A 21,184-nucleotide genomic window follows, 5' to 3' on the forward strand; every position below is an offset into this window, starting at 1 on the left:
CGATCCTGCGCTGTCGACGACGGACGCCTCGGGCCCGCCCCCGAGTACGTGGATGACGCACGCCCGTGGACTCCTGTGCAGGCACGGTCATGCCCGGCAAGCGGCGTCGCGATCACCCATCCAAGCACCATCGCTCGCCGATCCGAGCACCATTTCTGGGGTGGAGTACGGGGTGCACGCGTACTCCACCCCAGAAACGGCACTCCAACGGCACGAAAGCCCCCTCGCTAGACTGGCGCGCATGGCTGATTCGACGTTCGACATCGTGAGCAAGGTCGACAAGATGGAGGCGGAGAACGCCGTCAACCAGGCCCGCAAGGAGGTCGAGCAGCGCTACGACTTCAAGGGCGTGGGGGCGTCGGTCGAGTGGTCGGGCGAGAAGATCCTGCTGAAGGCCTCGACCGACGAGCGCGTCAAGGCGGTGCTCGACGTGGTGCAGTCGAAGTTCATCAAGCGTGGCATCTCGCTGAAGTCGCTCGACTCGGGCGAGCCCTACCCGTCGGGCAAGGAGTTCCGCATCGAGATCGCCCTGAAGAACGGCATCGACCAGGAGCACGCGAAGAAGATCGGCAAGCTGATCCGCGACGAGGCGCCGAAGACGGTCAAGTCGCAGATCCAGGGCGACGAGCTCCGCGTCTCGTCGAAGAGCCGCGACGACCTGCAGGAGACCATCCGCCTGCTGAAGGCCGCCGACCTCGACGTCGACCTCCAGTTCGTCAACTTCCGCTGACGCGCGCGGATCGGTTCGCGAGCCAGCGGATGCCGCGCTACGGCGCCTTCACGCGCTGGCGACGAGTGGCGTGATCGTCAACGTGACGACTGAAGTGCCTCCAAATTGACGACTGAAGTGCCCCCGAATTGATGACTGGCCTCGTATCGCACCCCGGCACGATCGGATGTCACCCTTCGGCCTCGCCCGAGATCGGCGCCGCCCTCGCGCCCGTCAACCGATCCGTCCCGTACCGGAACACGAACACCAACCCGGTGATCATCACCGGAATCGTGACCACGTAGACCAACTGCGGGATCACCGTCATCTCGGGCTCGGGCACGACGATCTCGCCGATCAGCGCCGCCAGCCCCGGCGCCGCCGCCAGCAGGGGCGGCCACCACCGCCGACTCAGCCACCACCCGAGCACCAACGTCGCGGCCAACAGCACGAGTCCGACGATGTACCACGGCGCCGCCGCGCCGCGCGCCTCGAGCGCCGCCGTCCAAGTGAAGTGCAGGAACGTCTGCCAGAACCACACCCCGAGGCAGATCGTCGCGGCCACCGCGAGGAACGGCCAGACGGCGGCCCCGGCGACCAGCAGCCTGCGGCGACCCGGCCCGACCGAACGGGCACCAGCACCATCCCAGACCCCAGCCCTGGTCACACCCGCACCCCGTACCCCTCCAACCACCGCGTGACCGCCGCGTACGCCGCCGCCCGCGCCGGCTCCCGCGACAGGAACACGTCGTGCAGCGCCCCGTCGATGCGCGCAACCGTGACGTTCGGCCCGAGCTTCAGCGACTGGCGGGCGATCTCGTCGACGACGAGCACGATGTCCGACGTGAGCATCGCGTCATCCCACGTCGCCTGCAGCACCGAGCGCCCTGACACGAGGGTCAGGACGGGCGCCCCCACGTCGATGCCGGCGGCGACGGTCGCGTGCCCGGCGAGGATCGCGGTCAGCCAGGCCGGATGCGTGCGGAACCCGCGGTCGGGCCGCCACGCGTGGTCGTACTCCCACTCCCCGTCGAGCTCCTTCGCGACCGACCGCGTGTAGAACCCGAGGTCGACGTTCGGCATCGGCCCCATCGGGTCGAGCCGCGCGCGGAACCCGATGACCGGCTGGATCGCCTGCCGCCCGATCCCGCTCAGCTGGAACTCCAGCCACGGACTGTTCAGCACGAGCGCCGCCGCCCGCCCGCGGTTGCGCGCAGCCCACAGGCTGAGCGTGAGCCCGCCGGTCGAGTGCCCGACGAGAACCAACGGCCGAGCGGATGCCTCCGGCCCACCCTCGCGCGCGATGGCGCCGAGCGCCGCCTCGATGTCCTCGTCGTACACGGCCAGGTCGGTCATGTACCCGGGCGTCTGCCACTCCCGCAGGCTCCGCCCGTACTTCCGCAGGTCGAGCGCGTAGAACCGCGCCCCCGCATCGGTCCAGAATCGCGCCAACTCGCGATTGAAGAAGTAGTCGCTCCACCCGTGCACGAACAGCACATCGCACCCGGATGCCGCCGGCCGCCGCTCCGGCTCCGCCTCGCGTTCCCACGGCCAGCGCCATCGGCGCCGAGCGGATGCCGCGGCCTCGCCAGCGTCGCTCGAGGTGTGCCGCACGAGCGTCGCGACGACCTCGCCCTCGTCGTCAGCCTCGAGCGGCAACTCGAGCTGCTCGAACCCGGGCCCGAGCACGTCGGGCCGCCACCCGGCTGCATCCCCCATGCCGACCCCCTCGGGGCCAGCCTAGGCAACCGATCCGCCGCACCCTACGTGAAGGCCCCGATGATGTTGATCACCGCGGGATAGAGCAAGACGATGAAGAGGACGGGAAGGATCGCGAAGACCAGCGGGAAGACAACCTTGATGGGGACCTTCATCGCCTGTTCCTCGGCGCGCTGACGCCGCTTGATGCGCATCTCACTGGCCTGGACGCGGAGGACGTCGGCGACGGCGATACCGTAGCGGTCGGCCTGTTGGACCGCGCGTATGAACCGCTTCAGGTCGTCGGAGTTGGTGCGGGCGAGCAGCGCACTGTAGGCATCGGATCTGGAGCGACCGATGGACATGTCCTGCAGGGTTCGGATGAGTTCCTCGGAAAGCGGACCCGTGCCACCGTGCGCAGCCTTCGCCACCGCGGCTTCGAAGCCGAGACCCGCCTCAACAGCGATCGTCATCTGGTCGAGCGTGTCGGGAAGCGCGAGGTTGATCGCCGTCTGGCGGTCGTCAGCCCGGCTATTGAGGATGACCTCCGGTGCCACGAGGAGCAAGATTCCGAACACGATGCCGAGCGCCTTCTGCAGGGGCAGGGCGGCGAAGAAGATCGCCCCGAGGAGCACGAGGATTCCCGCCGCAGACACGAAGATCTTGACAAGGAGGAACCCGCCGACGGTCCACCGGCCGGCGCGACCAGCGAAGACGATCTTCTTCTGGATCCAGCCCGTGTAACCACGAGGCATCACCGCGGCGAGCGACTCACTGAAGCTCGCGCGTTCCACACGTTCCCGCTCGGCTTCCGTCGGCGGCGCGAGCACTGCCACGACGTCGCGTCTGGACGGAATCGCGGTGAAAACGAGGAAGACGAGCGCGCCCGAGCCGATCGCGATCGCCGCGATGGACAGGTACATCAACACAGTCGGTTCCATGGCCTAGAACTTCACCTTCACCGCGAAGTACATCCAGACCGTACCGAGCACCATGAGCACGAACGCCACGACGAGCGCGAGCCAACCCAGGATCGACTCGAAGAAGGGCGCCAGATAGTCGGGCCGCAGGATCAGAATCCCGAGGAAGACTCCGATCGGCAGCAGAAGCAGCACGATGGCCGACAGACGTCCCTCAGCGCTCAGAGCCTTGACCTGGCGGCGAATCTGATTCCGCTCTCGGATTGTGGCGGCGGTTCGGTCGAGGGTCTCAGCCAGGTTGCCACCTGTCTCCCTGTTGATGGCGATCGCCTGGGCCGCCCAGTTGAAGTCATCGCTGTTCATCCGAGCGGCGGTGTCCGAGAGAGCGGCACCCAGATCTCGTCCGATCCGAGACTCGTTCACGATGCGAAGGAACTCCTCCGACGTCGGCGGGTCGGCGTACCGAGCCACGGAGTCCACCGCCTGAACGAGGCCGTGTCCGGCACGCAAGTTTCCGGCGACCAGTTGAAGCGTGTCATCCAACTGGTCGGCGAACCGAGCTTGTCGACGCGATGTGCGCAGGGCGACATAGCCGCTCGCCAGCATGGGAGCCAGTACCGCGAACACGATACCCAGCACCACAGCCCAAGCCGTACCGAAGCCGACGATGACGCCGAGCAGCGCCAAGACCGCCGCGAGTGAGAACACGACGAGAATGAAGGCCGATTGAGTCATGCGGATCCCCGCCAACTCGAGTCGCTCCTCGCTGAACATGCCCGCGGACCGTCGATTCGAGAGTGCGGAATCGATCGCCGACACGGTCTTGTCGGTCGCTTTCGTGAGGGCCGACACGTGCTCTGTCCCGGGCGCGATTCGGCGCTCCACCGAGACGCGACGGTCCGGTGGCGCAATCACGAACAAGACGATCACGAGAAGAGCGAGCAGCGCCAGGAGGGCACCGGCGGCGAAGACCAGGTTCATCGGATCTCCCCGAGCATGCTGCCCTCACCGGGCTTGTACTGGAAGATGCTCGTCGGCACCTCGATGCCCACATCCCGGAACCGGTCGACGAAGCGAGGCCGGATGCCCGTGGCGACGGCGTGTCCGCGGTACCGACCGTCGGCATCGAGACCGGCCGCATAGTCGAACGCGTACGCGTCCTGCATCGTGATGATCTCGCCCTCCATGCCTTGCACCTCGGTGAGGCTCACGACACGTCGCGTACCGTCGCGAAGCCTCGAGATCTGCACGATGATGTCGATCGCGGAGGCGATCTGCTCGCGAATGGCCCGGAGCGGCAACTCCATCCCAGCCATCAGGACCAGAGTCTCGAGTCTCGACAACGCGTCACGCGGAGAGTTCGCGTGGATCGTCGAAATCGACCCCTCATGGCCTGTATTCATCGCCTGGAGCATGTCGAGGCTCTCGGCGCCACGGACCTCACCGATCACGATCCGATCCGGGCGCATGCGGAGCGAATTCCGCACGAGGTCCCGGATCGTGATCTCACCGCGTCCCTCGATGTTCGCGGGACGAGACTCCAGCCGGACCACGTGCTGCTGCTGAAGCTGGAGTTCGACCGCGTCCTCGATGGTGATGATGCGCTCATCACCGGGGATGAACGCCGACAGCACGTTGAGCAACGTGGTCTTACCGGTTCCGGTTCCACCCGAGACGAGGACGTTGAGCTTCGCCCGAACCGCCGCGTCGAGCAACGTCGCCATCTCGCGCGTGAGTGTATCGAAGCCGACGAGGTCATCGACTGTGTAGGGGGTACGTGAGAACTTCCGGATCGTGAGCGACGATCCGTCCACCGCGAGCGGAGGGATGATCGCGTTCACTCGGGATCCGTCATCGAGCCGTGCGTCCACCAGGGGCGCGGACTCATCGATTCGCCGACCAACGCGCGAGACGATCCGCTCGATCACCCGCCGCAGCTGAGCTTCACTCGTGAAACGATTCCGAGACTCGTACAGCCGACCAGCCCGTTCCACGTAGATCTGATCGAATCGGTTGACCATGATCTCAGTGATTGCGGGGTCATCGAGCAGCGGTTCGAGCGGACCGAAGCCGAGAACATCCGCCCCGATCTCGGTGATCAGCCTGTTGCGCTCGGCCGTCGTAAGGGCCACCTGTTCGGACTCGACGATGCGGCTGAGTTCATCTCTCGCGAGAGCGTGGAGCTTTTCCTCGGTGAGGCTGCGGTCATTCAAGCGAGAACCGATTCGACGGAACAGCTCCTCCGTCGCGCGCTCCTTGAGGTCGATCAGCGCATCCGCCACCGGCTCCGCACTGGACGGGCCGGCCAAGGCGGTCCAAGTGCTCGTGTGGGCAGGCTCCTCTGGCGTGTGCGGTGCCGAATCGGGCGTATCGGTCCCGCCCTCGAGATCAACCGCGTCAGTTGCGTCCTCGAGGTCTTCCTCGACTCGCGCGGCGTCAGCCGCCCGATGAATGCCACGGGCTCGATCAAGTCGATCACTCAGGCTCATGGTTCCTTGCCTTCCTGTGGATCCGCTTCCGCGTGGGCGTCGCGGAAGGTTCGATGCGCTGGATCATCGACCGCATCGCCTTCGCCGCGGAATCGCGCACGTCGTGGTGGATGAGCGGCACGCCCTCGTTCGAAGCCAGAACCACTCCGGTCGACCGGGGGATGACCACGTCGATCGGGTTACCGAGAATCGCTTGGGCGTCCTTTTGAAGCAGGCCGGTGTGCCGTTCGGCGAAGTTCAGAATGACGTGCCGATTCGCCGGAACCATGTCCAGTTGGACCAGGATCTCGAATTCCTTGCGCAGGGCGCGGAGGCTCGGCACGGTCATGTTCGTCACGAAGACACCGTCGGTGGCGTGCTCGATGGCCGCCAAGGTGTGCTCGCCGAGCCCTGGCGTGGTGTCCACGATCACGTATCTGAACATGGTTGCAAGCCGGTCGATGAGTGCACCGAGAAGCTCGTCGTCAACGTCTTCTGCGAGCTCCGGGGAAGGCGGCGCAGCGAGAACGAAGAAGTCGTCGGCATGATGGGCGAAGAGTGCCTTGAGTGCGACCTCGTCGTTGCCTACCCGGGCGACATCGGACAAGGAGTATGTCGGATTGAGCTCGAGGGCGTTCGCGATGTCCCCGAACTGAACGTCCGCATCGACGAGGACGACCGAATTGGGATGAACCTCCGCAAGCCCCGCGGCCAAGTTGATCGCGGTGGTCGTCTTGCCCTGTCCGCCCTTCGGGGCAGCGACGACGATCACCTCGGTGCGCACGGTCTGGGCGATCGGCGGGAGCACCCATTCCTCGACCGGTTCCGGTTCCGGTTCCGGTTCCGGTTCCGGTTCCGGTTCCGGTTCCGGCTCTGCCTCTCCCTCAGCTCCGTTCGAGGCGAGCAGCGATTCGAGATTCGTTGATGCAGCTGTAGGGGCCGGACCATCGCCATCCCCGAGTGCGAGCAAGACAGCTGAGGCGCCGCCATGGTCATCGTCATCCGGCATCGGCTCGTCGGGACGTCTGCCTGTCGCAGTGAGCCAATCGTCGAGCCGTACGAGCAGTTCCTGTGTCGTGGCTTCGCTCGCCTCTGGACTCAGGACGGCGTGGATCTCCATTCCGTCGACCCAGTCCTCCAAGTCGGCACGCTGCTCACGCACGACGATGACACCGATCCCCGGGTACTTCGACGTGAGACCTTCGATGAGCGACTTGGACTCGTCGAAACTGAGCAGCGGACCGAGAAGAGCGATGCGCGGGTTGCCCCGAACCCGGTCGACCACCTGACGCTGACCGAAGGTCAGGTACTCGGCCGGAACCGCCTGGAAGTGAGCGCGCAGCATGCGGCGGAGTCGCGACTCGTACTCCGCACTGCGGCTGACCAGGAGATAGCGGGTCACTAGAACGCGTTGCTTCCGGTCACCGGCGAGGTTCCACTGTTGTCGGTCTGGTCATTCTCCAGTGTGAGCCACATCTGCGCGTAGTTGGCAGCCTCACCTTCCGTGAACCACACCCATCGCTCGATGTCATGCGCGTTGAGCGCAATCGTCAGCATGATGTTCGCGTCCGAGTTCTGATCCGTCTCCTCACCGGACTCCGGATCGGTTCGAACCACGCCTTGGACGCGGGTCACAAGCACGCCATGGAATGCGAAGCTCGTAACCGGATTGATCACGTCCTCCTGGTCTCCGACTTCGTCCGGCTCGATCGTCCCAACCATGCCGATGCGGTCTCCGACCGAGACCTCGCCGCCGACCACGCGATCCGCGGGGAGTGTGAAGGAGACCAGTTGCATGCCAGGCGGCACGGCGACTGTGCCCGTCGCGAGATCCGCGGGATCGATGAATCGGTCTTGGCGAAGCAGGTCGCCTGGCAGCAGGTCGGCAGACGTCACCAGGCCATCCAGATCTGCGAGATCCGTTACTGCATCTTCCGGCACGGCGTTTCGAGGGATTTGATCGACCTCGAGGACTTCGCGGACGGCCTCCGCACCGGTGCCTTCTGGCACCATCGTCGTGACCACGTAGGCATCGACGAGTTCCGCCCCTCTGGCTGCCCTCGCGTCTGCGTCCTGAACGTAGAGGTAGAGCGCGACGCCGCCGACGACGGCCAGAATGATGGCGATGATGGCGCCGATGATGCGGGTTCTCACAAGCTTTGGTCTTTCGTTCGGGTGCGGGGGCTGTGGGGGCGTACCGAAAGTCGTGATCAACCGATGAGGTCGGCTCGCTCTGCGTCGGTGAGGATCATGCGGACAACGCTCAGGCCGTCAGGCTCACCATCGCCGAGCTCGAAGGCCTCGCCGACGGATACGTACTTGACGAAGTAGCCCTGAAGGCCGCGGCACGATCCGTTGCAGGTGGGCGCACCCGAGTCGACGTAGGTGTTGCCACCGCTCAGCTTGAACCCCGTCAGTTGGAATGCTGCGAACTTCGCGATCCGAAGGCAGACGGTTCCACCGCTCGCATTGTTGGCCTCCGTGCACTCGTGCGAGACCTTCTTGTACGAGTCGTAGATCGGGATGAGAACGGTCGTCCCGATCAGCGGAGCGAGGTCGGATGCGACGTCGCAGCCGCTCTTCGACAAGCTGTTGCCCCGATCACCCTTGTACCAGACCACGCCACCAGAGAGGTCGATATCCGCGATGCAGTCGACGGCGTCGAGCCATCCGAATCCACCCGGCGCGTACGTCTCATCACACGTAGCTCGCGCCTGAGTGTTGTACTCGACGAGGATCTTCACGGGAGTCTCGGTCTCATCGATCGGTGGGTTGCCGTCGAACTCGCAGACGCCGATCGCGAGCGGCAAGGTGGAGCCGGCGATCGGCTTCCCCCACTCGGCCGAGCCGGACGCGGAGACATCGGTGGACGTCGTGCCTGTCAACACCGAGGCGAGGATGTGGGTGACATTCGTGTCCGCGGTCACCGTCACCGTGTTGTCGACCGTATCGATCAGAGGCGTGTTCGCCAGCGGATCACGAAGAATGGCGGCGTTCGCCGTGACGTAGGTCTGAGCCGTCCCGGTCATGTTGGTCGGAGCCGCGCAATCAGATTCCTTCTTCGCGCATTTCCCCGCGACGGCGAGAGCGGCTGCGTCGACGCCGTTCTGCAACTGTGCGCGCTCTGCGTACAGCGCACCCACGTCGACGGCAATGGCACCAGCGCCGAGGAGAGGGATCAGCGCGAGTGCGACGACCGTCGCCGTCGCACCCCGTTCTGCTCGAAGACTCCTCGTCATCCACCGCACGGCATGACTCCCTTTCCAGTGAGTTCAATCGATCCCATTGCGGGGACGAAGGCTTCGATTCCCGTGATCGTCGTCAATTCGATCGTGACTTCGACCTCTGCGTCGCCACTCCCGGTCGCTGGGCACGAACTCGTCGAGATGGCGGGTGTGCTCTGAAGAGACGCAGCCGCGTTCAGGGCCGCCGTCGTGGCATCGCCGGTGTCCCGAGTGATCGCGAGCACTCGGGCGCCTTCTCGTGCTGCATTCGTCACCGTGAGCTGCTGGTTGAACACATAGCCGAACTCGATGATGCCGAGGAGCAGGACGAGAAGCGGAATGAGCACCAGCGCAAATTCGACTGCCGCGGCGCCACGCTCAGAACGAACTCGCACGGTGAACCTTTCGGTGTTGAACAGGGCATGGCCGCGCGTGTGCAACGCGCGGCCATGCCAAGCTGAGCCGAGACTTCGGCGATCGGTTCTCGGCCTAGAGGCTGCCCGCGACGTCGCTGAACAGGCCGTTGAGGCCGGCGGCGAGGGCGGCGAGCCCGACGATGATCACGACCGCGACACCGGCGATGATTAAACCGTACTCAGCGGCGTTGCCGTCCTCGTCGGTCCGAAGCGCGGCGAGACGGGCCTGGGCGTGGGTGTAGGCCTTCAGCATGTTCGATTCCTTACGATTGCAGGTCACTCGGCCGTCCCCGGATGGAGTGGCCCCGCGCTACGGGTCGAGCGCGGTCACTAGACCATACGAGGCGGAGTTGCGGACGATGAACTCCCCATTTCGGGGGACCCGTCATCTCGGCGCGGCCGACTGAGCAGCCGTCGACTCGGGCTTCATCTGGAATTCGGGGGACGTTCACCGTTCCGAGCCGGGGGTTAGTCCATCGAGGTCCGGCCTCACCCAGAGCACAAAATCATTGGCGGTCGCGGCCCGAACCCAGTCGCCTGATTCGTCGAAGCTCGAGACGAGGTCGGCGTTGCGTGGCTCTGCTTTCACGATGGCACATGTCGCATCCGCCGGCACCGGCGTGATCCCATCTCGGATCCGTAGGAACTCGAGGACGTGCTCGCGACCGTAGAAGTCCACTCGACCGTCGATCCATACCTTGACGTCCGGTCGACTGACAATCGTGGGGCCCGCTATGCGAGCGTCCGACCAGAGAAGGCATCCTCGAGGGAGTTGTGCGATGACGTGATACTCCGGCGGTCGCGCCCCGCTCGGGATGATGATGGCGAGAACGGAAAACGCCACAGCCACGACGACGAGGACATCGGTCCAGAATCGTCCGGAGGTGTACCGGAGCATGCGTTTCGACGACCAGAACCCGAGGCCCTGCCGCTGAGCGCGCCGGACGCGGTCGACGAACGCCGTTGTCGCGGCCGCCACCGCAGGAAGGATGACGAGCGTCCCGAGAGTGAGAAAGCGCAGCATGCCCGTGCCATAGACGATGGCGGGCAGCGCCAATACGAGTAGGGGCGCGATGAGACGGATTCGCGCATCGAATCGACCGACTGCGCGCAGCAACCGCACGAACCATGCGACGGTTGCACCCGCGGCGATGAGCGTGACCACCGTGATCGGAAGCCAGATCCACCCGCCCTCGTGGCCGAGCATCGTGGGCAGTGACATCCATTCGCTGATGAGTCCGACGCAGATCTCGCTCACGGCACGCGATCGCTCAAGGGTGAGCCCGATGCCGTACGGCGAGAACACGCACCCCGCGAAGAGCCCGATCGTGCCGACGCCGATGAGACCGAGACGTCGAAGAGCGTCGAGCCCGGGGGTGGCCCACCAGGCGACGGCCCACATCACCGCGACGGCTGCCGCGAGCATCATGAAGGACAGGTGAATCCAGTTGCCTGCAAACGAGAGCGCGAAGCCTGTGGCGCCGACGACGACGAGCGACTGGGCGATCGATCGCGAGGCGGCGCGGCTACCCCACCACCACGCGAAGAGCACCGAGAGGAAGATGAGGATCTGGATCATCACGGTTGCCCGCGCTGAAAGGCCGGCCGACGCTGCGAACAGGAGCGGGACGAACGCAAAGAACGTCGGCAGGGCCCGTGCTCCGGCGCACTTGGCGATGTACATTGCCAGGCCGATGAGCGCAGTCGTCGTTGCGAACGCGACCCAGAAGAGTCCCCAGAAGCCCAGACCTTCCCACGCCAGGCCCAGCACGACATTCCATGCTGGTGAGTTGGGATACCAGAGCCCCTCCGCGGACCAGCTCCACGTGTCCGGTCGAGCCAGTGGTGTCCCGTCCAGCGTTTCAAGGCCGGCCCTCGCTGACCAGAACGGGTCGCGTTCGGTCGGCGTGGCGGCTCGCGCGGCACCCATGATCGCAAGGACAGCGAAGCCGAGCCACCATCTGAAGCGCTCTGTTGCCATCAGCAAGCGCAACTTGGAGGTCTGTCGAGTCGAGGGCGGGGACAAGGCCATGCGGAGAGGTCCTTCAGTAGGGAAGTGCCCGGCCCCTAGACAGGGAATGACCGACACGTGATCTAGGTACGCTACTCAACCTGTTCAGATCACAGGAACGAAAGCCCCAGTTCGGGCGAGGGCATCACCCGTGAAGGAAGACGGCGATGATTCCTCCTGCGAGCATCGACGGCCCGAACGGAATCGAGCCCCGTAGGGTGACCCGTCTCATCGCCAGAGCCGTCAGGGCAACGATGGCCCCGACGAAGAATGCTGCGAGGAGCCCGACGAGCCAGACAGACAGGCCGAACCATCCGAGCACAAGCCCGAGCGGCAGCGCGAACTTCACGTCGCCCATGCCCATCGCCTTCGGTGAGATGAGCGCGAGCACGAAGTAGAAGAGGAACATGCCGGCGGAGCCGGCGGCCGCCCAGGCGAGCGCGAGCCAGTCGCCCGTGAGGGCGGACGCGGGGACGAGCAGCACCGCGACCACGAGCAGGGTCGGGAAGACCATGGCGTTCGGCAGGCGCTTCTCGGTGAGGTCGACGATCGAGAGGGCGACGCCGGCGGCGGCGATGGCGAGGAGCGCCGGCAGCACGGGGTCGAGGTCGTAGCGCCAGGCCAGCAGCCCGAACAGCAGGGCGGTCGTGCCCGCCGACCAGGCGCGGAGGGCGCGCAGCGGCATCCGCTCGGTTCGATCGCGACGGATGTTGCGGTCGGTCCAGACGGTGAGCGGCCACCAGCCGAGCACGGCGCCGAGGAGGGCGGCCCCGACGACGAGGGCGACGGGGGCGAGGGGCATGGTGTGCAGCGTAGCGCGGCGCGCGCCGCGCGCGCGGCGTAGGCTCCCCCGCGAAGGCACCGACAGGGGGATGACATGGATGACGTGCAGGCGACCTACGACGCCGTGGCGAACGAACTGCTCGAAGACGCCGACTACGACGTGGATGCCACGCCCGACGGGCTGCTCGTGAAGGGCAGGCTGTTCGCGTTCCTCGACGGCGGGCAGCTCGTGGTCGACCTGCCCGCGGCGCGGTCGTCCGACCTGCAGCAGCGCGGCGTAGTGGAGCCGTTCCACTCGACGCGGGGCGGCGACAGCCGCACGTGGGTGCGCGTCAGCGACCGCGAACTGTGGTCGGAACTCGCGCGCGAGGCGCACGAGTTCGTCGGCGAGCCGCCGGTGGGGCATCAGTCCTGAGGGTCTGATCGGGATCGCTCGAGGGCGCGAAGCTGGACTCAGCCGTCGGTCGTCCGGACCGATCTCCTCAGCTTGTCCTCGAATTCAGGAAGGTCCTGCTCCACGGTGTCGCGGATGATCGTCAGGTCGATGTAGGCATAGCCGTGGGCGATTCGGTTACGCGTGGCCCAGATGAACTTCCAGTCCGCGCCGAACGTTCGCTCGCGATATCCGTCACTGGCGTGTGAGACGGCCTCGATCGCCGCCGCCAACCGCAGGCTGACCGCGTCCGCCACGGTCTCGTCATCGAGGTCCCCGCGCTCGAGATGGCGCTTCAGGGCTGCGAGGTGGGCCAAGGCGTCGTCGACGAGCTCTCGATCCGACCGGCTCACAGCGGAACCGCCTCACCCAGCACACGCTCGGCGAGGTGTTCTCGCAGCCCGCGAGCCGGAACGACGTCGACCTCGGCGCCGAGGAGATCTGCGAGTTCGGCCTCCAGGCGTGCAAGCGAGAACAGGCCGGTTCCCGGCTCGAGGTCGACGAGGAGATCGATGTCGGACTCAGCAGTGTCGGCACCGGACGCGACGCTGCCGAACACGCGCACGTTGCGGGCGCCGCGAGCGGCGGCGAGCTCGATGACCTTCCTGCGGTTCCGGGCAAGTGCGCGCCCGCGAGCCGATGCCCCGCGGAAATGCAGCAGTCGGGAGACCTCGGGCTGACTCCGCCCGACCGCAGCGGCGATCTCCCGCTGGGAGAGACCGGCCCGCGCTCCGGAGCGGACGGCATTCACGAGCATCGTGCGCGATCGCTCGTGCAGCTCATCGGCGGCGCGCGCGTCAGCGCGAATCCGATCGATGATGCCGGTCGGGTGTGGTCGCATATAGCAAATACTATCAGCGAGGAGGAATCACTGAACCGGCGATGTCGATCCCGGCCCGCGCCGTTCGACGTACGAGATGAAGGCGACATCCGTCTCGACTCGAAGGGCAAACATGAACACCTCGACCTCCGGCACCGCGACCACCTTCGACCGGTCGGCCGCGACCACCCGCAGCATGCTCGGCTGGGGCGTGGTCGCCGGTCCGTTCTACCTCGTCGTCGGCCTCGCGCTCGCGCTCAGCCGGCCCGGGTTCGACCTCAGCCGGCACGCGCTCTCGCTGCTGATGCTCGGCGAATGGGGGTGGCTGCAGCGGGCGAACCTCGCGCTCGCGGGCATCATGACGATCGTCGCCGCGGTCGGGATGATCCGAGCCATCCGGAGTGGGCGCGGCCTCGCGCTCGGCGTGCTCACTTCCGTCTACGGAGGGGCGCTCGTGCTCAGCGCCGTGTTCGCCCCCGACCCGATGGGCGGCTTCCCGGCGGGTCAGGCGGATGGCACGGCGAGCCTCAGCGGCATCCTGCACCTGCTGTTCGGAGCCCTCGGGTTCGCGGCCGTCGCCGCGGCGGCGTTCGCGTATGCCGGGTGGAGCCGACGCGTCGGGGCGCCGAGGCGGGCGGCGCTCGGAGTGGTGCTCGGCGTGGTCATCGTCGGCGGCTTCTTCGGCGGTGCGGCGATGGCGACGACGGCGGCCGGCGTAGGGCTGCTGTGGCTGGCGGTCGTCGCGGCGTGGACGTGGCTCGCCGTGGCGTCGGCGCACGTGTACGCGTGGTCGCCGCATCCGCTCGGGGCACGGTGACTGGGGTCTCGATACGGGCGCTTCGCGTCCTACTCGACCACCGGAGCGGGCGGGTCTCGATACGGGCGCTGCGCGTCCTACTCGACCACCGGAGCGTACGGGCGCTTCGCGTCCTACTCGACCACCGGGAGCGGGCGGTTCAGACCTCGCCGCGCGAGATCGTCACCATCTCGTCGCGCGGCACGACCTTGATGCGCGTGCGCTCCTCGGCGGAGCCGAGGGCGAGCTCGTGCTCGTCGAGGCGGTGCCATCCGTCGAGGTCGGTCCAGCGGATGCCGCGGGCCTCGAGCATCTCGACGACCGACGCCTCCGACGGCGACTCGGGCCGCCACCAGTTGCCGAGGTCGTTGATGAGGTGCTTGATCGTCTCCATGGCGTCGGACTTGGTGTGGCCGATGAGGCCGACCGGTCCGCGCTTGATCCAGCCGGTCGCGTAGACGCCGTACATCTGACGCGACTGTCCGGTCTCGGGGTCGCGGATCAGGACCTGGCCCTCGTGGTTCGGGATGACGCCGATCTCGCGGTCGAACGGGATGCCGGGCAACGGCGAACCGAAGTAGCCGACCGCGCGGTAGAGCGCCTGGATGGCGATCTCGCGGATCTCGCCGGTGCCGACGACGCCCCCCTCGCCGTCGGGCGCGGTGCGCTCGTACCGCAGCGCGGCCACACGGCCGTCGCCGTCGCCGACGACCTCGAGCGGCTTGGCGAAGAAGTGCAGGTGCAGTCGGCGCGAGGCCTGTCCGGTTTCGCGCTTGCGCCACTGCTGGAGCACCTTGTCGATCACGAAGACCTGCTTGTTGCCGGCGACGGCCGCGCGTGCGGCGTCGTCGTAGTCGAAGTCCTCGTCGTAGACGATCATGTCGACGTCGCGAAGCTCGCCGAGCTCGCGCAGCTCGAGCGGCGTGAACTTCACCGACGTCGGGCCGCGGCGGCCGAACACGTGCACGTCGGTCACCGGAGAGCGCGAGAGCCCCTCGTACACGTTCGCGGGGATCTCGGTCGGCAGCAGGTCCTCCGCGTGCTTCGCGAGCATGCGCGCCGCGTCGAGCGCTACGTTGCCGTTGCCGATCACACCGACCGACTCCGCGTCGAGCGGCCACTCGCGCGGGTAGTCGGGGTGCCCGTCGTACCAGCTGACGAAGTCGGCCGCGCCGTACGACCCCTCGAGCTCGACGCCCGGGATGTGCAGGTCGGCATCCTTCACCGCGCCCGTCGCGAAGATGACCGCGTTGTAGTGCTTCTTCAGGTCGGCGAGCGTGATGTCCTCGCCGAAGCGCACGTTGCCGAAGATGCGGATGTCGCCTCGGTCGAGCACCTCGCGGAGCGCCGTGATGATGCCCTTGATGCGCGGGTGGTCGGGGGCGACGCCGTAGCGGACGAGTCCGTAGGGCGCGGGCAGGTGATCGAACAGGTCGATCGAGACGTCGAAGTTCCGCTCCGACTTCAGCAGGATGTCGGCGGCGTAGATGCCGGCCGGGCCGGCGCCCACGATGGCCAGGCGCAGCTTGTTCCTCGTCACCGGTCGGGTCCTCCTGTCGTCTCGGGCCTCGTCGGCTCGGGAGTCGTCGTCACGGGAGCAGGGCTCAACTCGAGCGCTCCACGATGGTGTCGGCGAAGCGCGTCAGCGCCTTCTTCACGCTGCCCTCGGGCACCGGTGCGAGCGCCTCGACGGCCTCGCGCGCCCAGCGGTGGGCCTCGGCGAGCGTCGCCCGCGTCGCTTCGTGCTCGCGCAACTCGTCGACGAGCGCGTCGACCGTCGCGCGCGACGGCACGATCCGGGCCGCGAGCGTGTTGGTGTCGAACGGGTCGCCCTGCTCGTCGGCCGGCGCGGGCAGCACGTCGCGGCGGATCCGGTCGAGCAGGTCGGCCGACGAGGCATCCGTCTTCGCCAGCTCTTCGAGCCGCAGCAGCGGCAGCGTCACGACGCCCGCGCGAAGGTCGGTTCCGGGCACCTTGCCGGTCTCCTCCGGCTGCGGCGACAGGTCGATCACGTCGTCGATCAGCTGGAACGCGACGCCGATCTTCTCGCCGAACGCGATGATGGGCGCCTCGAGCGCCGGGTCGGCGCTGCCGAACACGATGCCCGACTGCGCGGCCGCCGCGATGAGCGACCCGGTCTTGTCGGCGAGCACCTGGATGTAGTGCTCGATCGGGTCCTCGTCGGGGTCGGGTCCGACGGTCTCGTTGAGCTGGCCCAGCACGAGCCGCTCGAACGTGTCGGCCTGCATGCGGATGGCGCGCTCCCCGAGCTGCGCCATGAGCTGGCTCGCACGGGCGAACAGCAGGTCGCCCGTGAGGATCGCGACCGAGTTGCCCCACACGGTCTGCGCGCTCGGCACGCCGCGGCGGCGCTCCGACTCGTCCATGACGTCGTCGTGGTAGAGCGAGCCGAGGTGCGTGATCTCGATCGCCATCGCCGCGGTCACCACGTCGTCGACCGAGCCGTCGCCGAGCTGCGCGGTGAGCAGCGTCAGCATGGGGCGCACGCGCTTGCCGCCCGCCTCGAGCAGGTAGCGGCTCGTGACATCCGCCACCGCATCCGCGAAGCGGACCTGCTCGGCCAGCCCCGCCTCGACGCGCTCGAGGCCGTCGTCGATGGCCCGGGCCATGGCTCGATCGGCCGCGGAGGCGAACACCCGCTCGCTGAGGCCGAGATTGGCCGCGAGCGAGGAGGCGCGACGGACCGTGTGGCTCGGATTCACGTGCCCCAGCCTACCGAGAGCGAGCCGAGCGGATGCTGCGAGCTTGTCGAACGCGACGACGCCGACGCTCCACGGCGGCGGGTCCCGATGGGGGCGTCGAGGTCTCGATACGGGCGCTTCGCGTCCTACTCGACCACCGGGGCGACGTCCCGCGGGTCTCGATACGGGCGCTTCGCTCCTACTCGACCACCGGCGCGACGTCCCGCGGGTCTCGATACGGGCGCTTCGCGTCCTACTCGACCGGCGCGGCCACCGCGCCGGTCAGCGGCTTGCGCGCGCGGTGCAGCGCGACGATGCCGGCCGTGAGGTTGCGCCACGCGACATCCGCCCACCCGCTCTCGCGGATCCACCCGGCGAGCGTCGGCTGGTCGGGCCACGCGTTGATCGACTCGTTGAGGTAGTCGTAGGCGTCGTCGTTCGAGCTCGACAGCTTCACGAGCGGCGGCATGACGACCTTCTGGTAGAAGTCGTAGCCCGCGCGCACGACGCCCACCGGCGGGTGCGAGAACTCGCACACCACGAGGCGTCCGCCGGGCTTCGTCACCCGGAGGAACTCGGCGAGCGCTACCTTCGGCTCCTTCACGTTGCGGAGGCCGAACGAGATCGTCACCGCGTCGAAGTCGGCGTCGCCGAACGGCAGCTTCATCGCGTCGGCCTCGACGAACACGAGGTTCGGCACGTGCGCCTGACGCCGGCGGCCGACCTCGATCATGCCCGGCGAGAAGTCGGCGGCGACGACGCTCGCACCCGACTTCGCGAGGCTCGCGCTCGAGGTGCCCGTGCCCGCGGCGACGTCGAGGATGCGCTCGCCCGGCTTCGGCGCGATCGCCTTCGTCGTGGCGACCCGCCACAGCGCGGCGTTGCCGACCGACAGCACCGCGTTGGTGCGGTCGTAGCGCGCCGCGACCCGGTCGAACATCGCCGAGACGTCACGGGGGTCCTTGCCGAGGTCTGCGCGCGTCATGCCTGCGAGTCTACGGTCGCCCGGCTGGGCGGCCTCGGTGAGGGGCGAGGCCCTGCCGCGTGCTCCGCTCCCCTCCCCGCTCCACCCCACCCACGAGTTCGCAGGACCAGGCACCCCATACCCGCCCCACGGCACCCATCGCGCCGCTCATCCTGCGAACTCTCACGGCCCTGCCCATGCCCGCCCCTGCGCCCGACCTCGCCCACACGAGTTCGCAGGACCAGACACCCCATCCCCGCCCCACGGCACACATCGCGCCGCTCACCCTGCGAACTCGCCACGCCGCGCGCGGCCGAACCTGAGAGTTTCCATGCATCGGGATGGAACTGGGGCCGGACGGCGTTGAATCGTGGTGGACGGCGCGGATGCGCCATCCGCTCGAAGCTCGAATCTCGAAGCTCGAGAAGCTCGTAGGAAGGTACAGCTGGGCATGAAGGCGATCTGGAACGGCACGGTCATCGCGGAGTCCGACGACACCGTCGTGGTGGAGGGCAACCACTACTTCCCGCGTGAGGCGATCCGCCCGGAGTACTTCGTCTCCAGCGACAACCGCACCGTGTGCCACTGGAAGGGCACCGCGAACTACTTCCACGTCGAGGTCGACGGCCAGCGCAACCCGAACGCGGCCTGGACCTACAACACCCCGTCCGACGCGGCGGCGGAGATCCGCGAGCACGTCGCCTTCTGGCACGGCGTCGACGTCGTCCCCGCCTGAGGCGGGTGACGCGCACCGCGCGGGGAGCGACCGCGCCGCGCTGCGGCGCCCCGGCGGCCCGCGTGAATCGCCCCCGCACCCTCCGGCGTAGGCTGGTCCGGTGACGCGAACGGATGCCGCGGCGCCTCCCGCCGCCGACACGAGGTTGCGCGTCCGCACCGTCGCGGTCGACGAGACCGCGCCGCTCGTGCCTCGCCTCGACCCCCGCCATCCGCTGCTCTGGATGCGCCGCGGCGAGGGCATCATCGGCCTCGGCGAGGTGCTGCGCATCGAGACGTGCGGGGCCGACCGGGTCGCCGACGCCGCCCGCGAGTGGCAGCGCGTCGCCGCGAGCGCCGATGTCGACGATCGCGTCGGGCTCCCGGGCAGCGGCCTCGTCGCGTTCGGCGCGATCGCGTTCGCGGACGAGTCCGCGGCGACGAGCGTGCTCGTCGTGCCCGAGATCGTGCTCGGCCGTCGCGACGGGCGCGCGTGGGTCACGCGCATCGAACTCGTCGACGGGGCATCCGCGCCGCCGCCGGCACCGGTCGAACTGCCCGCGCCCGCACCGAAGCGCGACGTGCCGCGCGTGCGCTTCGCGCCAGGCTCGATGCCGCCCGAGGCATACACGGGCGCCGTCGGCGAGGCGGTGCGCCGCATCGACGACGGCCGGTTCGAGAAGGTCGTGCTAGCGCGCGAGATCGTCGGCACGCTGCACGAGGATGCGGGGCTGCGTGCAGCGCTCGCGAAGCTCGCCGACGACTACCCCGACACGTGGGTGTTCGCGGTCGACGGCCTCATCGGCGCGAGCCCCGAGACGCTCGTGCGCGTCGACCACGGCACGGTCTCGGCGCGCGTGCTCGCCGGCACGGCGTCGCGCGGGCGGGACGCGGCATCCGATCGCGCCCAGGCGGCGCGCCTCGCGGCCTCGCACAAGGACCTCGCCGAGCACGCCCTCGCCGTCGAGAGCGCCGTCGCGACGCTCGCACCGCACACCGCGCGACTCGACGCGAGCCCCGAGCCGTTCACGCTGCAGCTGCCGAACCTCTGGCACCTCGCGACCGACCTCAAGGGCACGCTCGGCGACGGGTCGAGCTCGCTCGATCTCGTGCGCGCGGTGCACCCGACGGCCGCGGTCGCGGGCACGCCCCGGAACGTCGCGCTCGCGGCGATCGCGGAGCTCGAGGGCTTCGACCGCGGACGCTACGCCGGGCCGGTGGGCTGGGTCGACGCCGACGGCGACGGCGAGTGGGCGATCGCCCTGCGCTGCGCGCAGGTGTCGACGGATGGCACGGTGCGCGCGTATGCCGGATGCGGCATCGTCCACGACTCGGTGCCGGCCGACGAACTCGCCGAGACCGACATGAAGTTCCGGCCCATCGTCGAGGCGTTCGGCGCGCCGCCGCCCTCGCCGCCCGTGCCGTAGGACTCAGCCCGCCCGCGGGCTGCGCTGCATGCGTAGCGATTCTGCGCACTCGCCGGCTCGCCCGGGTACCGCAGCTCCGCCAGCCGCATCGCCGAATCCGCGCGCCGCATCGCGCCAGTCGCACGCCGAATCGGCGCGAAGGCTCGAACCCCTCATGTGCACGCGGCTGCACATGAGCGGTACGGCACATCACCCGCGCTCGGCTCGGACCGAGCCGGAACCGTCGCGGCCCCGCGGCATCCGCCCGGCCCCGACCCGCACTCAGCCCGTCGCGAGCCGCGCCTTCTGTTCCTCGATGTCGTAGTCGGCGAGCGGCCAGTCGAGCTTCATGCCCTCGAGCGCGTCGATCAGCAGGTGCTGCACCGCGAGCCGCGCGTACCACTTGTGGTCGGCCGGCACGACGTACCAGGGCGCGTACGGCGTCGTCGTGCGGTCGAACACGACCTGGTACGCCTCGCGGTACTTCGGCGCGAGCATCCGCTCGTCGATGTCGCCGGGGTTGAACTTCCAGTGCTTGTCGCGCCGTTCTAGGCGCTTCAGCAGGCGTGACCGCTGCTCGTCCATCGAGATGTGCAGCATGACCTTGATGATCGTGGTGCCGGATGCCGCGAGCTCGGCCTCGAACTCGTTGATCGCGTCGTAGCGGCGCTCGATCTCCTCCGGAGGCGCGAGTTCCCGGACGCGGCCGATGAGCACGTCCTCGTAGTGGGACCGGTCGAAGACGCCGATCATGCCCGGCTCCGGCACCTCCTTGCGGATGCGCCAGAGGAAGTCGTGCGCGAGCTCCTCCTCCGTCGGCTTCTTGAACGTCGCCAGCTGCACGCCCTGCGGGTCGACCGCGCTCATGACGTGCTTGACGATGCCGCCCTTCCCGGCCGTGTCCATCGCCTGCAGCACGAGCAGGATGCGACGGGGATCGTCGCCCATCTGGTGCCCGGCGAACAGCTGCTCCTGCAGACCTGCCAGGATCCCGGCACCGACCGCGAGCGACTTCTCGGCCTCCCGCTTCTTCCCCTCGAACCCGGGCGCCGACCCGGTGTCGACGTCGGCGAGCACGAAGTCCTGCCGCACGCGCAGCACGTCCATCGGATCGCTCGCC

At 68.1% G+C, this 21,184-nt stretch carries 23 protein-coding genes; 5 read left to right on the forward strand and 18 right to left on the reverse strand.

What is annotated here, in order from left to right; genetic code table 11:
* The first annotated feature begins 241 nt into the window (after positions 1–241).
* Complete coding sequence (locus GLX25_RS09845; protein ID WP_155053383.1) at positions 242–730, forward strand: YajQ family cyclic di-GMP-binding protein; 489 nt, start codon at positions 242–244, stop codon at positions 728–730.
* Positions 731–899: 169 nt separating this feature from the next.
* Here the strand turns inward: GLX25_RS09845 and GLX25_RS09850 are convergent, their stop codons facing one another.
* The 12 genes from GLX25_RS09850 to GLX25_RS09905 form a co-directional block, all read right to left on the reverse strand.
* The gene (locus GLX25_RS09850; RefSeq protein WP_155842336.1) at positions 900–1,376 is read right to left on the reverse strand and encodes a hypothetical protein; all 477 of its coding nucleotides are present in this window, start codon (positions 1,374–1,376) and stop codon (positions 900–902) included.
* Positions 1,373–2,428 carry an alpha/beta hydrolase gene (locus tag GLX25_RS09855; protein WP_155842337.1) on the reverse strand — a complete coding sequence of 352 codons (1,056 nt, stop codon included), beginning with the start codon at positions 2,426–2,428 and terminating at the stop codon, positions 1,373–1,375. Before GLX25_RS09855 ends, GLX25_RS09850 begins: the two co-directional genes overlap by 4 nt.
* A 44-nt stretch (positions 2,429–2,472) precedes the next feature.
* Positions 2,473–3,330, reverse strand: a complete 858-nt coding sequence (locus GLX25_RS09860; RefSeq protein WP_155842338.1) for a type II secretion system F family protein — start codon at positions 3,328–3,330, stop codon at positions 2,473–2,475.
* A gap of 21 nt (positions 3,331–3,351) precedes the next feature.
* Positions 3,352–4,308 carry a type II secretion system F family protein gene (locus GLX25_RS09865; RefSeq protein WP_155842339.1) on the reverse strand — a complete coding sequence of 319 codons (957 nt, stop codon included), beginning with the start codon at positions 4,306–4,308 and terminating at the stop codon, positions 3,352–3,354.
* Positions 4,305–5,816, reverse strand: coding sequence for a TadA family conjugal transfer-associated ATPase (locus GLX25_RS09870; protein WP_155842340.1), 1,512 nt, complete (start codon positions 5,814–5,816; stop codon positions 4,305–4,307). Before GLX25_RS09870 ends, GLX25_RS09865 begins: the two co-directional genes overlap by 4 nt.
* Entirely contained in the window at positions 5,803–7,197 is a 1,395-nt protein-coding gene (locus tag GLX25_RS09875) for a CpaE/TadZ family protein (RefSeq protein ID WP_155842341.1), read from the reverse strand. The genes GLX25_RS09870 and GLX25_RS09875 overlap by 14 nt, the downstream gene beginning before the upstream one ends.
* A complete protein-coding gene (gene cpaB, locus GLX25_RS09880) occupies positions 7,197–7,949 on the reverse strand; it encodes a Flp pilus assembly protein CpaB (RefSeq protein WP_155842342.1) in 753 nt (250 codons plus the stop codon). Before cpaB ends, GLX25_RS09875 begins: the two co-directional genes overlap by 1 nt.
* Positions 7,950–8,005: 56 nt before the next feature.
* Entirely contained in the window at positions 8,006–9,034 is a 1,029-nt protein-coding gene (locus tag GLX25_RS09885) for a pilus assembly protein TadG-related protein (RefSeq protein WP_155842343.1), read from the reverse strand.
* On the reverse strand, positions 9,031–9,459 hold the full coding sequence (locus GLX25_RS09890) for a TadE family protein (RefSeq protein ID WP_240898287.1): 429 nt from the start codon (positions 9,457–9,459) through the stop codon (positions 9,031–9,033). Before GLX25_RS09890 ends, GLX25_RS09885 begins: the two co-directional genes overlap by 4 nt.
* Positions 9,460–9,508: 49 nt before the next feature.
* Positions 9,509–9,688: a Flp family type IVb pilin gene (locus tag GLX25_RS09895; protein WP_155842344.1), complete on the reverse strand. Its 180-nt coding sequence runs from the start codon at positions 9,686–9,688 to the stop codon at positions 9,509–9,511.
* A gap of 195 nt (positions 9,689–9,883) precedes the next feature.
* Positions 9,884–11,416 carry a hypothetical protein gene (locus GLX25_RS09900; RefSeq protein ID WP_155842345.1) on the reverse strand — a complete coding sequence of 511 codons (1,533 nt, stop codon included), beginning with the start codon at positions 11,414–11,416 and terminating at the stop codon, positions 9,884–9,886.
* A gap of 175 nt (positions 11,417–11,591) precedes the next feature.
* Positions 11,592–12,248 carry a prepilin peptidase gene (locus tag GLX25_RS09905; protein WP_155842346.1) on the reverse strand — a complete coding sequence of 219 codons (657 nt, stop codon included), beginning with the start codon at positions 12,246–12,248 and terminating at the stop codon, positions 11,592–11,594.
* A 75-nt stretch (positions 12,249–12,323) separates the two neighbouring features.
* Here GLX25_RS09905 and GLX25_RS09910 point away from each other — a divergent pair, with 75 nt between their 5' ends.
* Positions 12,324–12,644: a hypothetical protein gene (locus GLX25_RS09910; RefSeq protein WP_155842347.1), complete on the forward strand. Its 321-nt coding sequence runs from the start codon at positions 12,324–12,326 to the stop codon at positions 12,642–12,644.
* A 38-nt stretch (positions 12,645–12,682) separates the two neighbouring features.
* Here GLX25_RS09910 and GLX25_RS09915 read toward each other — a convergent pair whose 3' ends face one another.
* Both GLX25_RS09915 and GLX25_RS19370 read right to left on the reverse strand, forming a co-directional pair.
* Positions 12,683–13,015, reverse strand: coding sequence for a HepT-like ribonuclease domain-containing protein (locus tag GLX25_RS09915; protein WP_166548681.1), 333 nt, complete (start codon positions 13,013–13,015; stop codon positions 12,683–12,685).
* Positions 13,012–13,227: a nucleotidyltransferase family protein gene (locus tag GLX25_RS19370; RefSeq protein WP_271192611.1), complete on the reverse strand. Its 216-nt coding sequence runs from the start codon at positions 13,225–13,227 to the stop codon at positions 13,012–13,014. The genes GLX25_RS09915 and GLX25_RS19370 overlap by 4 nt, the downstream gene beginning before the upstream one ends.
* A gap of 388 nt (positions 13,228–13,615) precedes the next feature.
* Between GLX25_RS19370 and GLX25_RS09925 the strand changes: the two genes are divergently transcribed.
* Positions 13,616–14,299, forward strand: coding sequence for a DUF998 domain-containing protein (locus GLX25_RS09925; RefSeq protein WP_205719864.1), 684 nt, complete (start codon positions 13,616–13,618; stop codon positions 14,297–14,299).
* A 139-nt stretch (positions 14,300–14,438) separates the two neighbouring features.
* Here GLX25_RS09925 and GLX25_RS09930 read toward each other — a convergent pair whose 3' ends face one another.
* From GLX25_RS09930 to GLX25_RS09940, 3 genes are all read right to left on the reverse strand, one after another.
* Entirely contained in the window at positions 14,439–15,818 is a 1,380-nt protein-coding gene (locus tag GLX25_RS09930) for an FAD-dependent oxidoreductase (protein WP_166548682.1), read from the reverse strand.
* A gap of 64 nt (positions 15,819–15,882) precedes the next feature.
* Positions 15,883–17,001: a polyprenyl synthetase family protein gene (locus GLX25_RS09935; protein WP_166548683.1), complete on the reverse strand. Its 1,119-nt coding sequence runs from the start codon at positions 16,999–17,001 to the stop codon at positions 15,883–15,885.
* Between the two features lie 232 nt (positions 17,002–17,233).
* On the reverse strand, positions 17,234–17,965 hold the full coding sequence (locus GLX25_RS09940; protein WP_155842348.1) for a demethylmenaquinone methyltransferase: 732 nt from the start codon (positions 17,963–17,965) through the stop codon (positions 17,234–17,236).
* Between the two features lie 430 nt (positions 17,966–18,395).
* Here GLX25_RS09940 and GLX25_RS09945 point away from each other — a divergent pair, with 430 nt between their 5' ends.
* Together GLX25_RS09945 and GLX25_RS09950 are read left to right on the forward strand one after the other, a co-directional pair.
* Entirely contained in the window at positions 18,396–18,680 is a 285-nt protein-coding gene (locus GLX25_RS09945) for a DUF427 domain-containing protein (protein ID WP_155842349.1), read from the forward strand.
* Positions 18,681–18,780: 100 nt separating this feature from the next.
* The gene (locus GLX25_RS09950; RefSeq protein WP_271192612.1) at positions 18,781–20,085 is read left to right on the forward strand and encodes an isochorismate synthase; all 1,305 of its coding nucleotides are present in this window, start codon (positions 18,781–18,783) and stop codon (positions 20,083–20,085) included.
* Between the two features lie 261 nt (positions 20,086–20,346).
* Here GLX25_RS09950 and GLX25_RS09955 read toward each other — a convergent pair whose 3' ends face one another.
* Positions 20,347–21,171 (reverse strand): PPK2 family polyphosphate kinase, encoded by an 825-nt coding sequence (locus GLX25_RS09955; protein WP_240898292.1) that lies wholly within the window; start codon positions 21,169–21,171, stop codon positions 20,347–20,349.
* Positions 21,172–21,184: the final 13 nt, after the last annotated feature.

The sequence above is a fragment of the Agromyces luteolus genome, from assembly GCF_009729855.1.
Taxonomy (GTDB): Bacteria; Actinomycetota; Actinomycetes; order Actinomycetales; family Microbacteriaceae; genus Agromyces; species Agromyces luteolus.

Coding starts and splice junctions, on each gene's coding strand:
- GLX25_RS09845 (WP_155053383.1), top strand. CDS start 242: ATGGCTGATTCGACGTTCGACATCGTGAGCAAGGTCGACAAGATGGAG.
- GLX25_RS09855 (WP_155842337.1), bottom strand. CDS start 2,428: ATGGGGGATGCAGCCGGGTGGCGGCCCGACGTGCTCGGGCCCGGGTTC.
- GLX25_RS09860 (WP_155842338.1), bottom strand. CDS start 3,330: ATGTACCTGTCCATCGCGGCGATCGCGATCGGCTCGGGCGCGCTCGTC.
- GLX25_RS09865 (WP_155842339.1), bottom strand. CDS start 4,308: ATGAACCTGGTCTTCGCCGCCGGTGCCCTCCTGGCGCTGCTCGCTCTT.
- GLX25_RS09870 (WP_155842340.1), bottom strand. CDS start 5,816: ATGAGCCTGAGTGATCGACTTGATCGAGCCCGTGGCATTCATCGGGCG.
- GLX25_RS09885 (WP_155842343.1), bottom strand. CDS start 9,034: ATGACGAGGAGTCTTCGAGCAGAACGGGGTGCGACGGCGACGGTCGTC.
- GLX25_RS09895 (WP_155842344.1), bottom strand. CDS start 9,688: ATGCTGAAGGCCTACACCCACGCCCAGGCCCGTCTCGCCGCGCTTCGG.
- GLX25_RS09900 (WP_155842345.1), bottom strand. CDS start 11,416: ATGGCAACAGAGCGCTTCAGATGGTGGCTCGGCTTCGCTGTCCTTGCG.
- GLX25_RS09905 (WP_155842346.1), bottom strand. CDS start 12,248: ATGCCCCTCGCCCCCGTCGCCCTCGTCGTCGGGGCCGCCCTCCTCGGC.
- GLX25_RS09910 (WP_155842347.1), top strand. CDS start 12,324: ATGGATGACGTGCAGGCGACCTACGACGCCGTGGCGAACGAACTGCTC.
- GLX25_RS09925 (WP_205719864.1), top strand. CDS start 13,616: ATGAACACCTCGACCTCCGGCACCGCGACCACCTTCGACCGGTCGGCC.
- GLX25_RS09940 (WP_155842348.1), bottom strand. CDS start 17,965: ATGACGCGCGCAGACCTCGGCAAGGACCCCCGTGACGTCTCGGCGATG.
- GLX25_RS09945 (WP_155842349.1), top strand. CDS start 18,396: ATGAAGGCGATCTGGAACGGCACGGTCATCGCGGAGTCCGACGACACC.
- GLX25_RS09955 (WP_240898292.1), bottom strand. CDS start 21,171: ATGGACGTGCTGCGCGTGCGGCAGGACTTCGTGCTCGCCGACGTCGAC.